Source organism: Streptomyces sp. NPDC003038 (assembly GCF_040611115.1).
In the GTDB taxonomy this organism is placed as follows: domain Bacteria; phylum Actinomycetota; class Actinomycetes; order Streptomycetales; family Streptomycetaceae; genus Streptomyces.
The window spans coordinates 83,104-99,594 of the sequence record NZ_JBEXNN010000021.1; the positions used below are offsets into that span (position 1 = coordinate 83,104).

Genomic DNA, 16,491 nt, shown 5'->3' on the forward strand with positions numbered 1-16,491 from the left:
TCCCAGTGTGAATCGGGTGTTTCCTCAGCGAATGCTAGGGGCGCAGGGCAGCCCCCGCCCGGCCGAACGGGGGATTCCCCCCGGTCACCCGGGAGCCGACGGTATCGCGTTATATCGCGTATCGCTAGCTCATGACCTTGTACCCCGCGCTGTGGAGCGACCGCGCCACCTCGGCGCAGTGCTCCGGGCCCTTCGTCTCCAGGTGCAGCTCCACCTCCACCTCCGTGAGCCCGAGCCGCGGGTCGGTCCGTACGTGGCTCACGTCCAGCACGTTCGCGTCCACCACCGACAACACCGCCAGCAGTCCGGCCAGGGCCCCCGGCCGGTCGGTGACGCGCAGCCGCAGCGACAGGTACCGGCCCGCCGCCGCCATGCCGTGACGCAGGATCCGCTGGAGCAGCAGCGGGTCGACGTTGCCGCCGGACAAGATGGCCACCACCGGGCCCCCGCCGTACAGGCCGGGTTCGCTCAGCAGGGCCGCGACAGGGCTGCACCCGGCCGGCTCGACCACCATCTTGGCCCGCTCCAGGCACAGCAGCAGGGCGCTGGAAAGGGCGTCCTCGGAAACCGTACGCACGTCGTCGAGCAGCTCGCCAATGATTTTGAAGGGGATGTCTCCGGGGCGGCCCACCTTGATGCCGTCCGCCATGGTGTTCGGGTTGTCGATCGACACCGGGTGCCCCACCTTGAGCGAGGGCGGGTACGCGGCCGCGCCCGCCGCCTGCACCCCGATGACCCGTACGTCCGGCCGCAAGGCCTTCACCGCGACCGCGACACCGGCCGCGAGACCTCCGCCTCCGATGCCGACGAGGATGGTCCGCACCTCCGGGCACTGCTCCAGGATCTCCAGGCCCACCGTGCCCTGGCCCGCGATGATGTCGCGGTGGTCGAAGGGGTGGATGAACACCGCGCCGGTGCGGTCCGCGTACTCCTGGGCCGCGGCAAGGGTCTCGTCCACGACCTGCCCGTGCATGCGCACCTCGGCGCCGTACTCCTGGGTCGCGGCCACCTTGGGCAGCGGCGCCCCGAGGGGCATGAACACCGTCGAGCGGACCCCGAGGAGGGAGGAGGCCAGCGCCACGCCCTGCGCGTGGTTGCCCGCGCTGGCGGCCACGACGCCTGCGGCCCGCTGCTCGGGACGCAGGCCCGCGATGCGTACGTAGGCCCCCCGGAGCTTGAAGGAGCCGGTGCGCTGGAGGTTCTCGCACTTGAAGTGGACCGGGGAGCCCGTGAGCGAGGAGAGGTGCCGGCTGCCCTCCATCGCGGTGACCCTGGAGACGCCGGAAAGCATCTTCTGAGCCCCCCGGATGTCGTCGAGGATGACCTGCGGGACGGGCTGGGGCACGCGGTAGTTCATGCGGCCAGTCTCGCAGCCCGCGCGCGGTGCGGCTCCGGACGGCGGGAGGGGTGAAATCCGGCCATCCGGGACAGCCGCGGGAGGGCCGTGCGCATGGGCCGTATCAGTTCTCGTACGAGCCGTACGAGCCGCCGCACGGCCGCGTACTCTGTCCCCCGTCCTTGTCGGCCCCACGCGAAGAGAGCCCACGGCCATGCCTTCCACCCCGGCCAATTCCGATCTGCCCTCGGCGGCCGAAGCGTCCGCCGGAGCCGGTCTCCTCGACGCGCTCCAGCACCAGGTGGCGGTCTTCGCCCGCCGCGCCGAGCAGACCCGCCTCGGCGGTGTCGGCCAGGCCCGCAACTCGATGGACCGCGCGGCGTACCTGCTGCTGAACCGGCTCGACCTGGAAGGCCCGATGGGCGTCAAGGCGCTCGCCGGCGGCATGGGTATCGACTCCTCCACCGTCACCCGGCAGGTCGCGCCGCTGGTCGACAGCGGTCTGGTCAAGCGGACCTCGCACCCGGAAGACGGCCGGGCCGTGGTCCTCGCGCTGTCCCCGCGGGGGCTGGCGCGGCTGGAGGAGGTCCGCTCCTCGCGGCGCGAGCTGATGGCCCGTGTGACGGAGGGCTGGACCCCGCAGGAGCGCGAGGTCTTCACCGCGCTGCTGACCCGCTTCAACCTCTCGCTGTCCGAACTGATGTCGTCGGTCACCGAGGCCGGTCCGGCGTCCTGAGCCGGGTAGACCCGGTCAGACCCGGGTCCGGACCGGGTCTGAGCCGGGTCCGTCCGACCCCTTGACCGGGGTGGTCCCGCAGACCGCACCATGTGGGCTGTGGAGAACCACCGATCGGGGATCTCGGCGCCCTACGCGGAGTTCGAGGCCTTCGTCGCGGGCGCGGCGGGGCGGCTGCTGCGCGTCGCGGTCCTGCTGACGGCCGAGCCGGAGGCCGGGGCCGCCGCCGCACGCCGGCTCCTGGCGGGCGCGCTGGCCCGTACGTACGCGAACTGGCGGCGCCTGCGCGGTGACGACCCGTACGACTTCACCCGCCGGGAACTGTGCACCGCCTTCGCCCGGACCGGCTGGCGCCACCACGGAGGCGGCGGCCTCCTGGGGCGCTTGAGCCCGCTGGAGCGGCTCGTCCTCGTGCTGCGGGTCTACGAGGGCGTCGCGGAGGAGGTCACGGCGGCGCAGCTGGGGCTGCCGGTGGAGCGGGTACGGGTGCTGTGCAATCGGGCCGTCGCCGCGCTGAGATCCCGGGAGGCGGCGTGAGCGGCCTCCCGGACCGCAAGGAAGCCCAGGTCAGACGGCTGCTGGAGGGCCCGTACCCGGCGGTGCCGGCCGGGTTCGCGGCGGATGCGGCCGCGCACGGGGACCGCCTGCTGCGCCGCCGGCGGGCGCTGCGCCGCGTCGGCTGGGCCGTGCTGTTCGCGGCGGCAGCGGCGTTCACGGTGTGGGCCTGCCTGACCCGGCCCTGGGCCGCGCCGCCGACCGGGATCTCACCGCCGCTGGAGGGCTGGTGACCCGGCCGCCCGGGCCACGCATCCTCAGCCTCTACAGGCGCGCCCTCGGCGCCGCCCGCGAGGGAGGAGCCGGGGGTGCGCGGGCGTTGCCCCCGCACCCCGTCCGGGGTCCGCGAAGTCCTACGGTGCGGCGCCGCTGCCGGGCGCTGCCCCGGACCCCGCGGCTAGCCCAGCGCCTGGGTCAGGTCCGCCAGGAGGTCGTCGATGTTCTCGATGCCCACCGACAGCCGCACCAGGTCCGCCGGAACCTCGAGCAGTGAGCCCGCCACCGACGCGTGCGTCATCCGGCCCGGGTGCTCGATGAGGGACTCCACCCCGCCCAGGGACTCGCCCAGCGTGAACAGCCGCGCCCTGTTGCAGACGGCGACCGCCGCCTCCTCGCCCCCGGTGACCTGGAAGGAGATCATCCCGCCGAAGGACCGCATCTGCTTCGCGGCGACCTCGTGCCCGGGGTGCTCCGGCAGTCCCGGGTACAGGACGCGCGTGACCTTCGGGTGCCGCGTCAGGAGCTCGGCGACCTTCGTCGCGTTCTCCGAGTGCCGGTCCATGCGGACGGCCAGGGTCTTGATGCCCCGCAGCACGATCCACGAGTCGAACGGCCCGGCCACCGCGCCCATCGCGTTCTGGTGGTAGGCCAGTTCCTCGCCCAGCGCCGCGTCCCCGGTGACCAGCGCGCCGCCGACCACGTCGGAGTGGCCGCCCATGTACTTCGTCAGCGAGTGCACGACGACGTCGGCTCCGAGCGCGAGCGGCTGCTGGAGGTAGGGGGAGGCGAAGGTGTTGTCCACGACCAGCTTGGCGCCGGCCGTCCGCGCGATGTCGGCGACGACGGCGATGTCGGTGATGCCGAGCAGCGGGTTGGAGGGCGTCTCGACCCAGATGACCTTGGTCTTCGGGGTCAGGGCGGCCCGTACGGACTCCGCGTCCGAGGTGTCGGCGACCGACCACTCCACGCCCCAGCGGGAGACGACCTTCGCGAAGAGGCGGAAGGTTCCGCCGTAGGCGTCGTTCGGGATGACCACGTGGTCGCCCGGGGAGAGCAGCGTACGCAGCAGGCAGTCCTCGGCGGCGAGCCCGGACGCGAAGGCGAGCCCGCGCCGGCCGCCCTCCAGCGCCGCGAGGTTCTCCTCCAGCGCGGTCCGGGTCGGGTTGCCGCTGCGGCTGTACTCGTATCCGCCGCGCAGGCCGCCGACCCCGTCCTGCTTGTAGGTGGACACCTGGTAGATCGGCGGTACGACCGCGCCGGTCAGCGGGTCCGCCTTGTTGCCCGCGTGGATCGCGCGGGTCTCGAAGCTCTGGTGCTCGTGGCTGTCGTCGCTCATGGGGAAGAGCCTATGCCCCGCCTGGTCTCCATTCGCCTTGGGCCGGGTGCGTCTGGTTCGCTTGGTCGCATGGAGATTCTGTGGTTCTTGTTGACGATCGGCCTGCTCGTGGCCGTCATCGGTCCGTACATACGGCGCAAGCGTGGCGGCATCCGTCAGGTCGCACCGGGCAGCCCGGACGCGGCCGACCCCGAGAACTACGGATTCGTCCGCCAGGAGCAGCTCGACATCCGCCTGCCCGGGCCCGACCAGGACCTGATGGACGCCCTCGACAACGTCCAGCGCAGCGGCACGTGGCAGGCCGCTTCGCAGCTCCTCGCCGGGACTCCGCGGGAGGGCGAGCTGCGCTGGCAGCGCGTGCAGGCCTTCGCCGGGGCCGCGGCGCTGGACCTGGTGCGGCAGCCGGGTGTGGGCGCGCAGTGGCTGAAGGCGTGGCGCCTGGAGGCGGAGAAGGACGCCGGCGGTGCGCAGGTGCACGCGGAGCTGCTGGTGCAGCAGGCGTGGCGGCAGTCGGGCGGGGTGGGCTCCACCGATCACCGGATCATCCTGGAGGAGGCGCGGGAGGCGTGCCGCAGGTCCGCGCTGCTGTCGCCGGGTGATCCGGTCCCGTACATCACGGAGCTGGCGATCGCGCGGGCGCTGGCGTACTCGGAGGCGGAGTTCGACGCTCTGTGGGCGAAGGTCATCGACCGGGCGCCGGAGCACATGGGCGCGCACCTGGCGGCGCTGCACTACTGGTGCGAGAAGTGGCACGGCTCGCGGGAGAAGGCGGACGCCTTCGCGCACGCGGCCGCGGCGCGCGCTCCGCAGGGTTCACTGCTGGCGGCGCTGCCGCTGTTCGCGGTCTACGAGCACCTGCCCGAGGTCAATCTGGTGCAGAGCTTCTACCGGAGCGCGGTCGTGACGCGGGCGGTGGAGGGCGCGCTGTACGCGGTCCACTCGGCGCGGGCGGACGACCCGATGCTGGCGCACGTACGGCATCTGCTGCTGGTGTTCCTGGTCAACATGGAGCGCTGGGCGGAGGCGATGGAGCAGGTGCGGCACGTGGACGGGTACGTCGGCGCGCTGCCGTGGTCGACGGCGCCGGACCCGGCGGCGCAGTACGCGGTGTACCGGGCGCTGGCGGTGGCGGGGTACGAGGCGAACGGCGGATCTCCGGCGACGCTCCCGCGCTGACCGGCGGAGGGCGGGAGCTGCGGGCGCGGGGGCGCGGGGCGCGCGCGGGCGCGGGGCAGGGAATCCCGGTCCGCCCCCGTCCGTTGTCATCCGTGACAAGGAGGGAACCCATGTTCTCGTACCGCCGTACGCCCGAGCTCCCCACCCGTGAGGAGGCCCTGACGGGCCGCTCCGAGCCGCTCTTCGCCCTGCCCGAGAAGCACACCGTGCTGGGCAACCCGCTGGCCGGCCCCTATCCGGCCGGTCTGGAAGTGGCCGACTTCGGCCTGGGCTGTTTCTGGGGCGCGGAGCGAAAGTTCTGGCAGACCCCCGGGGTGTGGACCACGCTGGCCGGGTATCAGGGCGGCTTCACGGAGAACCCGACCTACGAGGAAGTCTGCTCGGGTCTGACCGGGCACACCGAGGTCGTCCGCGTGGTCTTCGACCCCTCGGCCGTCTCCTACGCGGTCCTGCTGAAGCTGTTCTGGGAGTCCCACGACCCGACGCAGGGCTTCCGCCAGGGCAACGACGTGGGCACCCAGTACCGCTCGGCGGTCTACACCCACTCCCCCGCCCAGCAGGCGACGGCCGAAGCCTCCCGCACGGCCTACGAGCAGGTCCTCACCGCCTCGGGCCACGGCCGGATCACCACGGCCGTCCTCCCGGCGGCCGAGCGGCCGTTCTGGCCCGCGGAGGCTTACCACCAGCAGTACTTGGACAAGAACCCGGGCGGCTACTGCGGCATCGGCGGCACGGGCGTCTCCTGCCCGATCGGCGTGGCGCCGGCGGAGTGAGCGGGCGGAGTGAGCGGGCGGCCGCAGGCGCGGCTCCGCCCGGCGGGGCCTGATCCGGATCAGATCGTGGATGCGTCGATCACGAAGCGGTAGCGGACGTCGCTCGCCAGGACCCGCTCGTACGCCTCGTTGATCTGGTCGGCGTCGATCAGCTTTATCTCCTCCGCGCCCAGCGCGTACGCGATCTTCACGCCCATGTGGCCGAGGCCGCCGAGGCCGACGACCGCGCCGAGCATCATGAGAAGGCGGACGGCGGGGAACCGATCAGGGTTCCCCGCCGTCCGCCGGGTCTTGCTTCACGCGGTGGGTCAGACGGCCGAGCCGGCCTTCCACTCCGCCCAGCTCATGTTCCAGCCGTTGAGGCCGTTGTCCGCCTTGATCGTCTTGTCCGGGGAGTTGACCACGGTGACGACGTCGCCGATGAGGGAGTTGTCGAAGAACCAGGCGCCCGGCTGGTTCGGGTCGTTCGCACCCTTGGCGTCGTTCAGGCCGACACAGCCGTGGCTCGTGTTGACGCTGCCGAAGATGGAGTCCGCACCCCAGTAGTTGCCGTGGATGAAGGTGCCGGAGGTCGACAGCCGCATCGCGTGCGGGACGTCCTTGATGTCGTACTCGCCCTTGCCGTCGTCGTCCGTGAAGCCGACGGTGGCGCCGTTCATCCGGGTCTCCTTGAACTTCTCGGAGATCACCATCTGGCCGTTGTACGTCGGGGTCTCCGGGGAGCCCGCCGAGATCGGGATGGTCCGCAGGACCGCGCCGTCCCGGGTGACCGTCATCTGCTTCGTCTTCGCGTCGACCGTGGACACCTGGCTGCGGCCGATCTGGAAGGTGACGGTCTTGCTCTGGACGCCCTGGACGCCGGGAGCGCCCTGTACGCCTTCCAGCGCCAGCTTCAGCGTGACGGTGGAGTTCGCCTTCCAGTACTGCTCCGGGCGGAAGTCCAGCCGCTGCGGGCCGAACCAGTGGCCGACGACTTCCTGGCCGCTGCTGGAGGAGACCGTGATGGCCGACTGGACGGCCTTCCGGTCCTTGATCGGCTTGTTGAAGGTGATCGAGACCGGCATGCCCACGCCGACGGTCTGGCCCTCGTCCGGGATGAACGACCCGACGAAGCTGTTCTCCGGTGAGACGGTGGTGAAGGAGGCGTTCTCGTGCGCCTCCCGGCCGTCGGCGTCCTTCGCCGTCGCCGACAGCGAGTACTTCGTGGAGCGCTTCAGCGCGCCGTCGGGCTTCCAGCTCTTGCCGTCGGCGGCGATCTTGCCGGCCACGGCCGCGCCCTCGGAGCTCTTCAGTTCGACCTTGGTGAGCGTGCCGTCGGTGACGGTGACGCCGGCCGCGTCGTTCAGACCGACGTTGGTGGCGCCGTCCTTCGGCGTCATGGCTATTCGGGCCTTGGAGGTGTCCTTGGCCGCCGCCGCGTCGACCTCCGCCTGGGACTTGCTCGCCTCGCCGTTGCCCTTCGGCTGCCCGCCGCCCCCGTCGTTGCACGCCGAGAGCATCAGTACGCCGCCGAGCACGGCGGATATGGCCACCAGGGACCTTCTCCGCCGCATGCTGTCCGTCCTCACACGCCACTCCATCGTTGCCGGAAACCCCGGGGCTGCCGTCCCGGGGCTGGCCGGGCAGGGGGACTTGCCCCCTGCCTCGCCCTGACAACGCGTTAACGCCGGCGATCGGTTCCACATTCCGTTCGAATGTGGGCAACCCCACGGTCAGGCGTTGTCGGTCTCTTCTTCGAAGTCCCCATCTTCCTCGTCCAGGTCCCACTCCATGGACTCGGGGTCGTATTCGACGGGCTCGCTGCTCCAGGAGGCCTGCGCGAGCTCCACGCCGGGGATCTCCGCGACCAGGTCAGTGGGGTCGACCAGGTACGCCAGGGCCTCCGACTCGTCCTCCCGGACGGCGGACTCGGCGTGACTGCGCTCCTCGTCCGGCATGAACTCGTCAGCCTTGATGTGCGCGAGCGCGGCGCCGGTGAGTGCTTGCGTGTCCGGTACCTCAAGTACCAAATCCACCCGAAGCCGGACGTAACGTGATGTCTCAGAAGGGTTCATACGACGGAGAGTAAGCCCGAGGAAGCCCCGACTTTCCCACGACCCGCCCCTTTCCGTAGCATCACCGCATCACCGCACACGGCCAAGTCGCCGCTGCCGCAAGGGGGATCGCACCGTGTCCGCACGTCGACCGCTGCTCACCGCTCTCGGAGCGACCACCCTCCTCGCCGCGCTCTGGTTCGTCCCCTCGGCCAATGCCACCGCACCGCCGCCCCCGGCAGGCCGTACGGACCTTTCCGCGGGCTCGGACACCGCCGGCGCACCCGCCCCGCAGGCCCCGCTCCTGCTCGCCGACAGCGGCTCCGTCGACACCACCCCCTACCTGCTGGGCGGCACCCTCTGCCTGGGCCTGGGGGCCGGATTCGTGACCTTCTCCGTACGCCGTTCCCGCGTCCTGTAGCAGGAAGAAGGGCCGCCCACGGGGCGGCCCTTCCAGGTGTCCGACGCCCAGGTGTCCGACGTCGGCCGTCAGGCGAGCGGGCCCGTCTCCGGTTCCACCGCGGCCACGAGAGCGCCCGTACGGATGAACGCGTCCGCGGCGGCCAGGTCGGGGGCGAGGAAACGATCCGGCCCGGGACCCTGTACGCCCGCCGCCCGGGCCGCCGCGATGGCGGCCCTGCTGGCCGGGGCCGGGGTGAGCCCGTGGCGCAGTTCGATGGCGCGGGTGGCCGCGTACAGCTCGATGGCGATGATCCGGGTCAGGTTGTCGACGGCGGTGCGCAGCTTGCGCGCGGCCGACCAGCCCATGGAAACGTGGTCCTCCTGCATGGCGGAGGAGGGGATCGAATCGGCGGAGGCCGGCACGGCGAGCCGCTTCATCTCGCTGACCAGGGCGGCCTGCGTGTACTGCGCGATCATCAGCCCGGAGTCCACACCGGCGTCGTCCGCGAGGAACGGCGGCAGCCCGTGCGAGCGGTGGGAGTCGAGCAGCCGGTCGGTGCGCCGCTCGGTGATGGAGCCGAGGTCGGCCGCCGCGATGGCGAGGAAGTCCAGGACGTAGGCGACCGGGGCTCCGTGGAAGTTGCCGTTGGACTCGACGCGCCCGTCGGGAAGGACCACCGGATTATCCACGGCGGCGGCCAGCTCGCGGGAGGCCACCAGGGCCGCGTGCGCCATGGTGTCGCGGCCGGCGCCGGCGACCTGCGGGGCGCAGCGCACGGAGTAGGCGTCCTGCACGCGCGGGGCGGTCTCCTGCTGGTAGTGCCGGGTGAGCCCGGAGCCCTTGAGCACGGCGGCCATGTTGGCGGCGGAGGCGCCCTGCCCGGGGTGCGGCCGTATGGCGTGCAGCTCGGGCGCGAGCACCTTCTCGGTGCCGAGCAGCGCCTCCAGTGTCAGGGCCGCGGTGATGTCGGCGGAGGTGTACAGCTTGCGGAGATCGGCGAGGGCCATGATCAGCATGCCGAGCATGCCGTCGGTGCCGTTGAGGAGGGCGAGCCCCTCCTTCTCGCGGAGCACCACCGGCTCGATGCCGGCCTCGGCGAGCAGTTCCCCGGCGGGCCGGACCGCACCGTCGGGTCCCTCGGCGTCGCCCTCGCCCATGAGCGCGAGCGCACAGTGGGACAGCGGCGCGAGGTCGCCGGAGCAGCCGAGCGAGCCGTACTCGTGCACGACGGGCGTGATTCCCGCGTTCAGTACGTCGGCCATGGTCTGGGCGACGGAGGCACGCACGCCGGTGTGCCCGGAGGCGACGGTCTTGAGCCGCAGGAACATCAGGGCGCGCACGACCTCGCGCTCGACGCGCGGGCCCATGCCGGCGGCGTGCGAGCGGACGATGTTGCGCTGGAGCTGTACGCGCAGTTCGGGACTGATGTGCCGGGAGGCGAGGGCGCCGAACCCGGTCGACACCCCGTAGACGGGCTCGGGCTTGGCGGCGAGCGCGTCCACGATCTCGCGGGCGCGGCCGAGTGCGGCGAGCGCCTCGCCGGACAGCTCGACCCGCGCGTTGCCGCGGGCGACCGCGATGACGTCCTCGGCGGTGGTTCCGGACGGTCCCACCACGACAGTGTGCATATCCATATTCAGCACCCTACGGATTGAATCCCTTCATGTCACTAGCGAGCTCTGTCACGAGCGAGTCCCCTGCGGGCCCCTTACCCGGCGGTCACTTCCGCAGGCTCCGGCCACCCGCCGCTCGTCTGCCCGCCCGCCCGTCTGCCCACCCGTCCACCTGCCCGCCCGTCCATCGGCCCGCCCGTCCTTTCTGCCCGCCCGTCGCCTATCCGCGGCCGCGGAACCGCCGCCGCTCTCCCGGCGCCTCCTGCGCCGTGGTGTCGGCCAGCCGCACCACGGCGGTGTCCCGCCCCGCCACGACCGGTTTCGCCGAACGCGCGGCCTTGGCCTTGTACTGGGCGGCGTCGGCCAGCCGGAACAGCCGCCGGGAGGACTTGACCGGCCCGATCGGGTCCCCGGTGGACGCCACCCCGCAGGCCACCCCCTCCCCCAGCTCCAGCTCACCGGCCCGGGCGCACAGCTCCTCGCTGACCCGGACCACCTCGTCGGCGGTCGGACCGACCCCGACCAGGCAGAACTCGTCGCCGCCGAGCCGCGCCACCAGCGCGCCGGGCAGCATGGCCCCGCAGAGACTGAGCACCGACCCGAACCGCTCCAGCAGCCGGTCGCCCATGGCGTGCCCGAGGGTGTCGTTGACCTTCTTCAGGCCGTTCAGGTCACAGACCGCGAGGCTGACGACGACGCCGGTGCGCCGGTGCTCCTCCAGCGCCTCGTCGAGCCGCATGTCGACCGCCCGCCGGTTGGCGAGGCCGGTCAGCGGGTCGGTGAAGGCCAGCCGGCGGGCCTCGGCCAGCCGCTCGTTCTGGGCGAGCCCGGCGGCGACCACGGCGGCCAGTACGGTCGCGAACTCGGCGTCGTCCTCGTCGAAGTCGGGCAGTCCCTCGTCCCGGGCGACGTACAGCTCGCCCCAGGCGCGCCCGCTGAGCACGATGGGCGCGACCACGCACGTCCCGCGACCGCGCCGCCGCAGGGCTTCTCCGCGCCGTCCCGGCCGGTCGCCGACGGCGCTCTCGACCCAGGCGTGCGGACCGGAGCCGCCCACCCAGCGCTCGTGCAGGAACTCGGTGATCTCGGGAAAGTCGTGCACGGGATAGGACTCGTCCTCGGGGAACTCCTCCTCACCGGCCCGCCGCTCGCCCTCGTTCACGAGCACGCGCAGGCGCCCCCGCTCGCGCTCCCAGGCGGAGATCGCGGCGAACGACCCGTCCATCGCCACCCGCGCCCCCCGCGCGGCCGCTCGCACACTGTCCCGCGGCGCACACGCCGCAGCCATCGCCTGCGCGAGGCTCACCACGGCTCGCAACCGCCCGTCGACTCCCATCACCCCAGGTTAGGGAGTTTCGTCCGATTTGGTATCCATGGGCGCGGCGCCACCCCGTCCCCGCCGGGCCACCGGCGAGGGGTCCCCCGGACGGAGTCCGGGGGCGGAGCCGGGGCGGTGGCCGGGGGCGGAGCCGGGGCGGTGGCCGGGGGCGGTGGCCCGGGGCGGAGCCGGGAGAGGCCGAGGCGAAGGGGCGCGGCCGACGCGCTACCGCCCCGGCCAGTTCGGCTTGCGCTTCTCGTTGAAGGCCGCCACACCCTCGGCCCTGTCGCCGGAGAAGGCCACCGTCCGCCAGGCCGCGTCCTCGATCTCCAGCCCGGCCGTCAGGTCCATCCCGTGCCCCAGCCGCAGCGCCCGCTTGGCGGCCCGCAGCCCCACCGGTGAGTTCGCCGCCATCCGGGACGCCAGGGCGAGCGCCTCGGCCGTGTCCCGGCCGGCCGGGACCACCGAGTCCACCAGGCCGAGCGCCAGGGCCTCGGCCGCCTCCACGCGCCGCGCCGTGAAGATCAGCTCGGCGGCCCGCGCCGCACCGACCCGGCGCGGCAGCAGCTGCGTGCCGCCGCCGCCCGGGATCACGCCCACCGACACCTCCGGCAGGCCGACCACCGCCGTCTCGTCCGCGACGATCACGTCGCAGGCCAGGGCCAGCTCGAAGCCGCCGCCCAGGGCGAAGCCGTGCACGGCGGCGACCGTGGGCATCGGCAGGTCCAGTACGCCGCCGTAGGCGCCCCGCGTGGTCGGCCGCTGCCGCACCAGGTCGGCGTCCGACAGCGCGTTGCGCTCCTTGAGGTCCGCCCCGACGCAGAACGCCCGCTCGGCGGCGGAGGAGAGTACGACCACGCGTACGGAAGCGTCCGCGGCCAGCTCGGCGCAGGCGGCCCCGATGGCGCGGGCCATCTGCGTGGAGACGGCGTTCATCGCCTTGGGGCGGTCCAGGACCAGCTCGGCGACCCCGCCCTCGTGCCGACGTACCGCCACGAACTCCGACTCGACTGGCTGCGACTGCACTGGCACAGGACCCTCCCGGTTAACGAACGTTACCCGGGGATCTTAGGTGCGCGGCGCGTGAGCAGCCAGGGTTCGACGACACCCAGCCCGCGTACGGGCCGCTGCCACATCGGCTGGAGCGCGAAACGGTAGGCCGCACCCTCATCGGGCGCCGCCTCCGCCTCCTTCTCCGACACCGGCGCGGCCCCGGTCCGGCCCAGTTCCTCGGCCATCGCACCGTCCACGAGCACCGCGTCCTTCGGCGCTATCGACGTCAGCCGGCTGGCCAGGTTCACCGTGGTCCCGAAGACGTCGCCCATCCGCGTCGTCACCGTGCCGAAGGCGATCCCGACCCGCAGCTCGGGCATCTGCGCGTCCGCCCCCATCGTCTCGATGAGCCGCAGCGCGATCTCCGCCGCCGTGGCCGCGTCGTCGGCGGCGTACAGCACCTCGTCGCCCAGCGTCTTGATCAGCCGGCCGCCGTGCGCGGCCACCAGGTCGGCCGCCGTCGTCTCGAAGGCCTCGACCAGCTCGCCGAGCTGCTCCTCCTCCAGGCGTCGCGTCAGCCGGGTGAAGCCCACCAGGTCCGCGAAGCCCACCGCGAGCCGCCGGTCGACCATTTCCTCGTCGTCGGCCACCTGCACCACCCGCCCGGTCGCGGCCGCCAGCTGGCGCCGCCACACGTAGACGAGGAACTCCTCCAGCTCCGGCAGCAACAGCTCCACCAGGGGGTACGTGACCTCCGTACGGGTCATCCCCGGCTCCGGCGGCTCCGTCAGCCCCTCCAGGAAGGAGTCGATCTGCCATTCGGCCAGCCGGGCGGTGGTCTGTCCGGTGGACCGCGCCACCTGCACCGCCATCGGCTCGCTCAGCAGCCCGGCCTCCACCAGACCGGCGAGCCGGCGCAGGGCCAGCACGTCCGCCTCCGTCAAGGCCTTGGCCTGGCCGATGTCGGCGAAGCCCATGGCCCGCCAGAAGCGGGAGGCGAGCTCCATCGAGACGCCGGCGCTGCGGGCGGCCTGGAAGGGGGTGTACCGGCGCTCGGCGCCGAGGATCAGCTGCTCCAGCCGGATGGCGAGGGGATCCGCCGTCGGCTGGGCCGTGTGGTCCACCTCGTGATGGGGAGTGTGCTGGTCACGCCCGATCGGGGTGACCGCACCGGATCCGGAGCCCCCGGCTCCGTTGGGCGCGCTGGACGAAGAGTCGTCGACGGTCAAGGGCCGCCTCCTGTCCATTTCCGTGCGCACTGCCCTGCCGAACCGGTAGATCACCGCGTGGACCGCGATCGCCTAAACCATACGGCAGGTGTGCCGTAGCTCACTCCGTCGGGGCTCGGTTCCCCTCCCGCCCCGCCCGCGGGCCGGGGGGCGAACCGGGCCCCGGGAATCAGTGCACCGAGCGCAGGTGCACCACGTCGCCGGCGCCCACCGCCTCGTGCTTCCCGTCAGCCGTACGGATCACCAGGCGGCCGTCCGCGTCGACCGCTTCGGCCGTTCCGGTGAGCGTGCGTCCCCCCGGCAGGTCGGCGCGGACGTGCCGGCCGAGAGTGGAGCAGCCGGCCGCGTAGGTCTGCTGGAGGCCGCTGGCGGCGGGGTCGCCGCCGGCCGCGCGCCAGTTTCCGTACCACTGCTCCAGGGAGCGCAGTACGGCCCTCAGCAGCGGGTCCCGGTCGGTGACGGTGGCCTTGGCCAGTGCGAGGGACCCGGCCGTCGACACCGGCAGCTCGTCCTCGGTCAGGGAGACGTTGAGCCCGATCCCGATGACCACGCCCCCCGGCACCCGCTCGGCCAGGATGCCGCCGGTCTTGCGCTCCTCGCCCTCCACACTGACCAGCAGGTCGTTGGGCCACTTGAGGGCGGTGTCCACGCCCGCCGCCCGGGACAGCCCGGTCGTGGTGGCCACCCCGGCCAGCAGGGTCAGCCACCCCCACCGCTCCTGCGGCACCGCGTCGCCCGGCTTGAGCAGGACGGAGAAGAACAGCCCGGACCGGGCGGGTGCGACCCAGCTCCGCTCCAGGCGCCCGCGCCCGGCGGTCTGCTCCTCGGCGACGAGCACGGCGCCCTCGGGCAGCTCCCCGGCCCGGGCCGCGAGATCGGTGTTGGTGGACCCGGTGGCGTCGACCACCTCCAGGGAGCTCCACAGGCCCCCTTCGGTGACGAGGGCCCGCTGAAGGCCCGCGGCATTCAGCGGCGGCCGGTCCAGGCTGGTCCAACGACCGGCGGAAGCACCTGCTGAGGCATCTGATGGCGTCATGCAACCCAGATTAGGTGTGTCAAACGCCGCACTGCCGAGCGCCATGCCCGCCGATACGCTACGCACCAGTAGCCAGCAGTAGTCATTTACTTGACCAGGCAGTTGACACCACGCAGGGAGCCGCGACCCCGATGTCACAACCGTCAGAGCCGATCGACATGCACACCACCGCGGGCAAGATCGCGGATCTGCAGCGCCGCATCGACGAAGCCACCCACGCCGGGTCCTCGCGTGCCGTGGAGAAGCAGCACGCCAAGGGCAAGCTGACGGCGCGTGAGCGGGTGGCCCTGCTGCTGGACGAGGGCTCGTTCGTCGAGCTCGACGAGTTCGCCCGGCACCGCTCCACCAGTTTCGGGCTGGAGAAGACCCGCCCCTACGGCGACGGCGTCGTCACCGGCTACGGCACGGTGGACGGCCGCCCGGTCGCCGTGTTCTCGCAGGACTTCACCGTCTTCGGCGGGGCCCTCGGCGAGGTCTACGGCCAGAAGATCATCAAGGTGATGGACTTCGCGCTGAAGACCGGCTGCCCGGTCGTCGGGATCAACGACTCCGGTGGCGCCCGCATCCAGGAGGGCGTCAGCGCGCTCGGCATGTACGGCGAGATCTTCCGCCGCAACGTGCACGCCTCCGGCGTCATCCCCCAGATCAGCCTGGTCGTCGGGCCCTGCGCGGGCGGCGCGGTCTACTCCCCCGCCATCACCGACTTCACGGTCATGGTCGACCAGACCTCGCACATGTTCATCACCGGCCCGGACGTCATCAAGACGGTCACCGGCGAGGACGTGGGCTTCGAGGAGCTGGGAGGCGCCCGCACCCACAACTCGACCTCCGGCGTGGCACACCACATGGCCGGGGACGAGAAGGACGCCATCGAGTACGTCAAGTCCCTGCTCTCGTATCTGCCGTCGAACAACCTTTCCGAGGCGCCGGCCTTCCCGGAGGAGGCGGACACCGAGGTCTCCGACGCCGACCGCGAGCTCGACGTACTGATCCCGGACAGCGCGAACCAGCCGTACGACATGCACACGGTGATCGAGCACGTCGTGGACGACGCGGAGTTCCTGGAGACGCAGTCGCTCTTCGCGCCGAACATCCTCACCGGCTTCGGCCGGGTCGAGGGGCACCCGGTGGGCATCGTCGCCAACCAGCCGATGCAGTTCGCCGGCTGCCTGGACATCGACGCCTCCGAGAAGGCGGCCCGGTTCGTCCGGACGTGCGACGCCTTCAACATCCCGGTGCTCACCTTCGTGGACGTACCGGGCTTCCTGCCGGGCACGGACCAGGAGTACAACGGAATCATCCGGCGCGGCGCGAAGCTGATCTACGCGTACGCCGAGGCCACCGTCCCCCTGATCACCGTGATCACCCGCAAGGCCTTCGGCGGGGCGTACGACGTCATGGGCTCCAAGCACCTCGGCGCGGACCTGAACCTGGCCTGGCCGACCGCGCAGATCGCCGTGATGGGCGCGCAGGGCGCCGTGAACATCCTGCACCGCAGGACCATCGCGGAGGCGGATGATGTGGAGGAGACCCGGGCGCGGCTCATCACCGAGTACGAGGACGCGCTGCTCAACCCGTACACGGCCGCGGAGCGCGGTTACATCGACGCGGTGACCATGCCGTCCGAGACCCGGGCGCACGTGGTGAAGGGACTGCGGCAGCTGCGCACCAAGCGGGAGTCCCTGCCCCCCAAGAAGCACGGCAACATCCCCCTCTAGGCCCTCCAGGAGGACTC

General features: G+C 72.3%; 16 protein-coding genes and 1 pseudogene. 7 read left to right on the top strand and 10 right to left on the bottom strand.

Annotated features, from left to right (window positions below):
* Positions 1-124: 124 nt before the first annotated feature.
* Positions 125-1,357: a threonine ammonia-lyase gene (gene ilvA / locus ABZX75_RS24160; protein WP_355413855.1), complete on the bottom strand. Its 1,233-nt coding sequence runs from the start codon at positions 1,355-1,357 to the stop codon at positions 125-127.
* Between the two features lie 193 nt (positions 1,358-1,550).
* On the opposite strand from ilvA, the gene ABZX75_RS24165 reads away from it, so the two are divergent.
* The 3 genes from ABZX75_RS24165 to ABZX75_RS24175 all read left to right on the top strand — a co-directional run bounded on the left by ABZX75_RS24165 (position 1,551) and on the right by ABZX75_RS24175 (position 2,860).
* On the top strand, positions 1,551-2,072 hold the full coding sequence (locus tag ABZX75_RS24165) for a MarR family transcriptional regulator (RefSeq protein ID WP_355413857.1): 522 nt from the start codon (positions 1,551-1,553) through the stop codon (positions 2,070-2,072).
* 99 nt (positions 2,073-2,171) lie between these two features.
* Positions 2,172-2,609 carry a sigma factor-like helix-turn-helix DNA-binding protein gene (locus tag ABZX75_RS24170; protein ID WP_355413859.1) on the top strand — a complete coding sequence of 146 codons (438 nt, stop codon included), beginning with the start codon at positions 2,172-2,174 and terminating at the stop codon, positions 2,607-2,609.
* Positions 2,606-2,860: a hypothetical protein gene (locus tag ABZX75_RS24175; RefSeq protein ID WP_355413861.1), complete on the top strand. Its 255-nt coding sequence runs from the start codon at positions 2,606-2,608 to the stop codon at positions 2,858-2,860. The genes ABZX75_RS24170 and ABZX75_RS24175 overlap by 4 nt, the downstream gene beginning before the upstream one ends.
* Before the next feature lie 164 nt (positions 2,861-3,024).
* Here ABZX75_RS24175 and ABZX75_RS24180 read toward each other — a convergent pair whose 3' ends face one another.
* On the bottom strand, positions 3,025-4,182 hold the full coding sequence (locus ABZX75_RS24180) for a cystathionine gamma-synthase (RefSeq protein ID WP_355413863.1): 1,158 nt from the start codon (positions 4,180-4,182) through the stop codon (positions 3,025-3,027).
* A 69-nt stretch (positions 4,183-4,251) separates the two neighbouring features.
* On the opposite strand from ABZX75_RS24180, the gene ABZX75_RS24185 reads away from it, so the two are divergent.
* Positions 4,252-5,358, top strand: coding sequence for a hypothetical protein (locus ABZX75_RS24185; RefSeq protein WP_355413865.1), 1,107 nt, complete (start codon positions 4,252-4,254; stop codon positions 5,356-5,358).
* A 110-nt stretch (positions 5,359-5,468) separates the two neighbouring features.
* Positions 5,469-6,131 (top strand): peptide-methionine (S)-S-oxide reductase MsrA, encoded by a 663-nt coding sequence (msrA, locus tag ABZX75_RS24190; protein ID WP_355413867.1) that lies wholly within the window; start codon positions 5,469-5,471, stop codon positions 6,129-6,131.
* A 59-nt stretch (positions 6,132-6,190) separates the two neighbouring features.
* On the opposite strand, the pseudogene ABZX75_RS24195 reads toward msrA, so the two are convergent.
* The 3 genes and pseudogenes from ABZX75_RS24195 to ABZX75_RS24205 form a co-directional block, all read right to left on the bottom strand.
* Positions 6,191-6,310 (bottom strand): annotated as a pseudogene (locus ABZX75_RS24195) (alcohol dehydrogenase); the annotation flags it as partial.
* Positions 6,311-6,439: 129 nt separating this feature from the next.
* Positions 6,440-7,711: an Ig-like domain-containing protein gene (locus ABZX75_RS24200; RefSeq protein ID WP_355413869.1), complete on the bottom strand. Its 1,272-nt coding sequence runs from the start codon at positions 7,709-7,711 to the stop codon at positions 6,440-6,442.
* Positions 7,712-7,843: 132 nt separating this feature from the next.
* On the bottom strand, positions 7,844-8,146 hold the full coding sequence (locus ABZX75_RS24205; protein ID WP_355413871.1) for a hypothetical protein: 303 nt from the start codon (positions 8,144-8,146) through the stop codon (positions 7,844-7,846).
* Positions 8,147-8,300: 154 nt separating this feature from the next.
* Here ABZX75_RS24205 and ABZX75_RS24210 point away from each other — a divergent pair, with 154 nt between their 5' ends.
* On the top strand, positions 8,301-8,585 hold the full coding sequence (locus tag ABZX75_RS24210) for a hypothetical protein (protein WP_355413873.1): 285 nt from the start codon (positions 8,301-8,303) through the stop codon (positions 8,583-8,585).
* Positions 8,586-8,653: 68 nt separating this feature from the next.
* Here ABZX75_RS24210 and hutH read toward each other — a convergent pair whose 3' ends face one another.
* The 5 genes from hutH to ABZX75_RS24235 all read right to left on the bottom strand — a co-directional run bounded on the left by hutH (position 8,654) and on the right by ABZX75_RS24235 (position 14,756).
* Positions 8,654-10,195 carry a histidine ammonia-lyase gene (gene hutH, locus ABZX75_RS24215; RefSeq protein WP_355413925.1) on the bottom strand — a complete coding sequence of 514 codons (1,542 nt, stop codon included), beginning with the start codon at positions 10,193-10,195 and terminating at the stop codon, positions 8,654-8,656.
* Between the two features lie 205 nt (positions 10,196-10,400).
* Complete coding sequence (locus tag ABZX75_RS24220) at positions 10,401-11,516, bottom strand: GGDEF domain-containing protein (RefSeq protein ID WP_355413875.1); 1,116 nt, start codon at positions 11,514-11,516, stop codon at positions 10,401-10,403.
* Positions 11,517-11,723: 207 nt separating this feature from the next.
* Positions 11,724-12,530 carry an enoyl-CoA hydratase-related protein gene (locus ABZX75_RS24225; RefSeq protein WP_355413877.1) on the bottom strand — a complete coding sequence of 269 codons (807 nt, stop codon included), beginning with the start codon at positions 12,528-12,530 and terminating at the stop codon, positions 11,724-11,726.
* A gap of 23 nt (positions 12,531-12,553) precedes the next feature.
* Positions 12,554-13,648: an adenylate/guanylate cyclase domain-containing protein gene (locus ABZX75_RS24230; protein WP_355413927.1), complete on the bottom strand. Its 1,095-nt coding sequence runs from the start codon at positions 13,646-13,648 to the stop codon at positions 12,554-12,556.
* 241 nt (positions 13,649-13,889) lie between these two features.
* Positions 13,890-14,756, bottom strand: a complete 867-nt coding sequence (locus ABZX75_RS24235) for a biotin--[acetyl-CoA-carboxylase] ligase (RefSeq protein ID WP_355413879.1) — start codon at positions 14,754-14,756, stop codon at positions 13,890-13,892.
* Positions 14,757-14,887: 131 nt separating this feature from the next.
* Between ABZX75_RS24235 and ABZX75_RS24240 the strand changes: the two genes are divergently transcribed.
* A complete protein-coding gene (locus ABZX75_RS24240; RefSeq protein WP_355413881.1) occupies positions 14,888-16,474 on the top strand; it encodes an acyl-CoA carboxylase subunit beta in 1,587 nt (528 codons plus the stop codon).
* Positions 16,475-16,491: the final 17 nt, after the last annotated feature.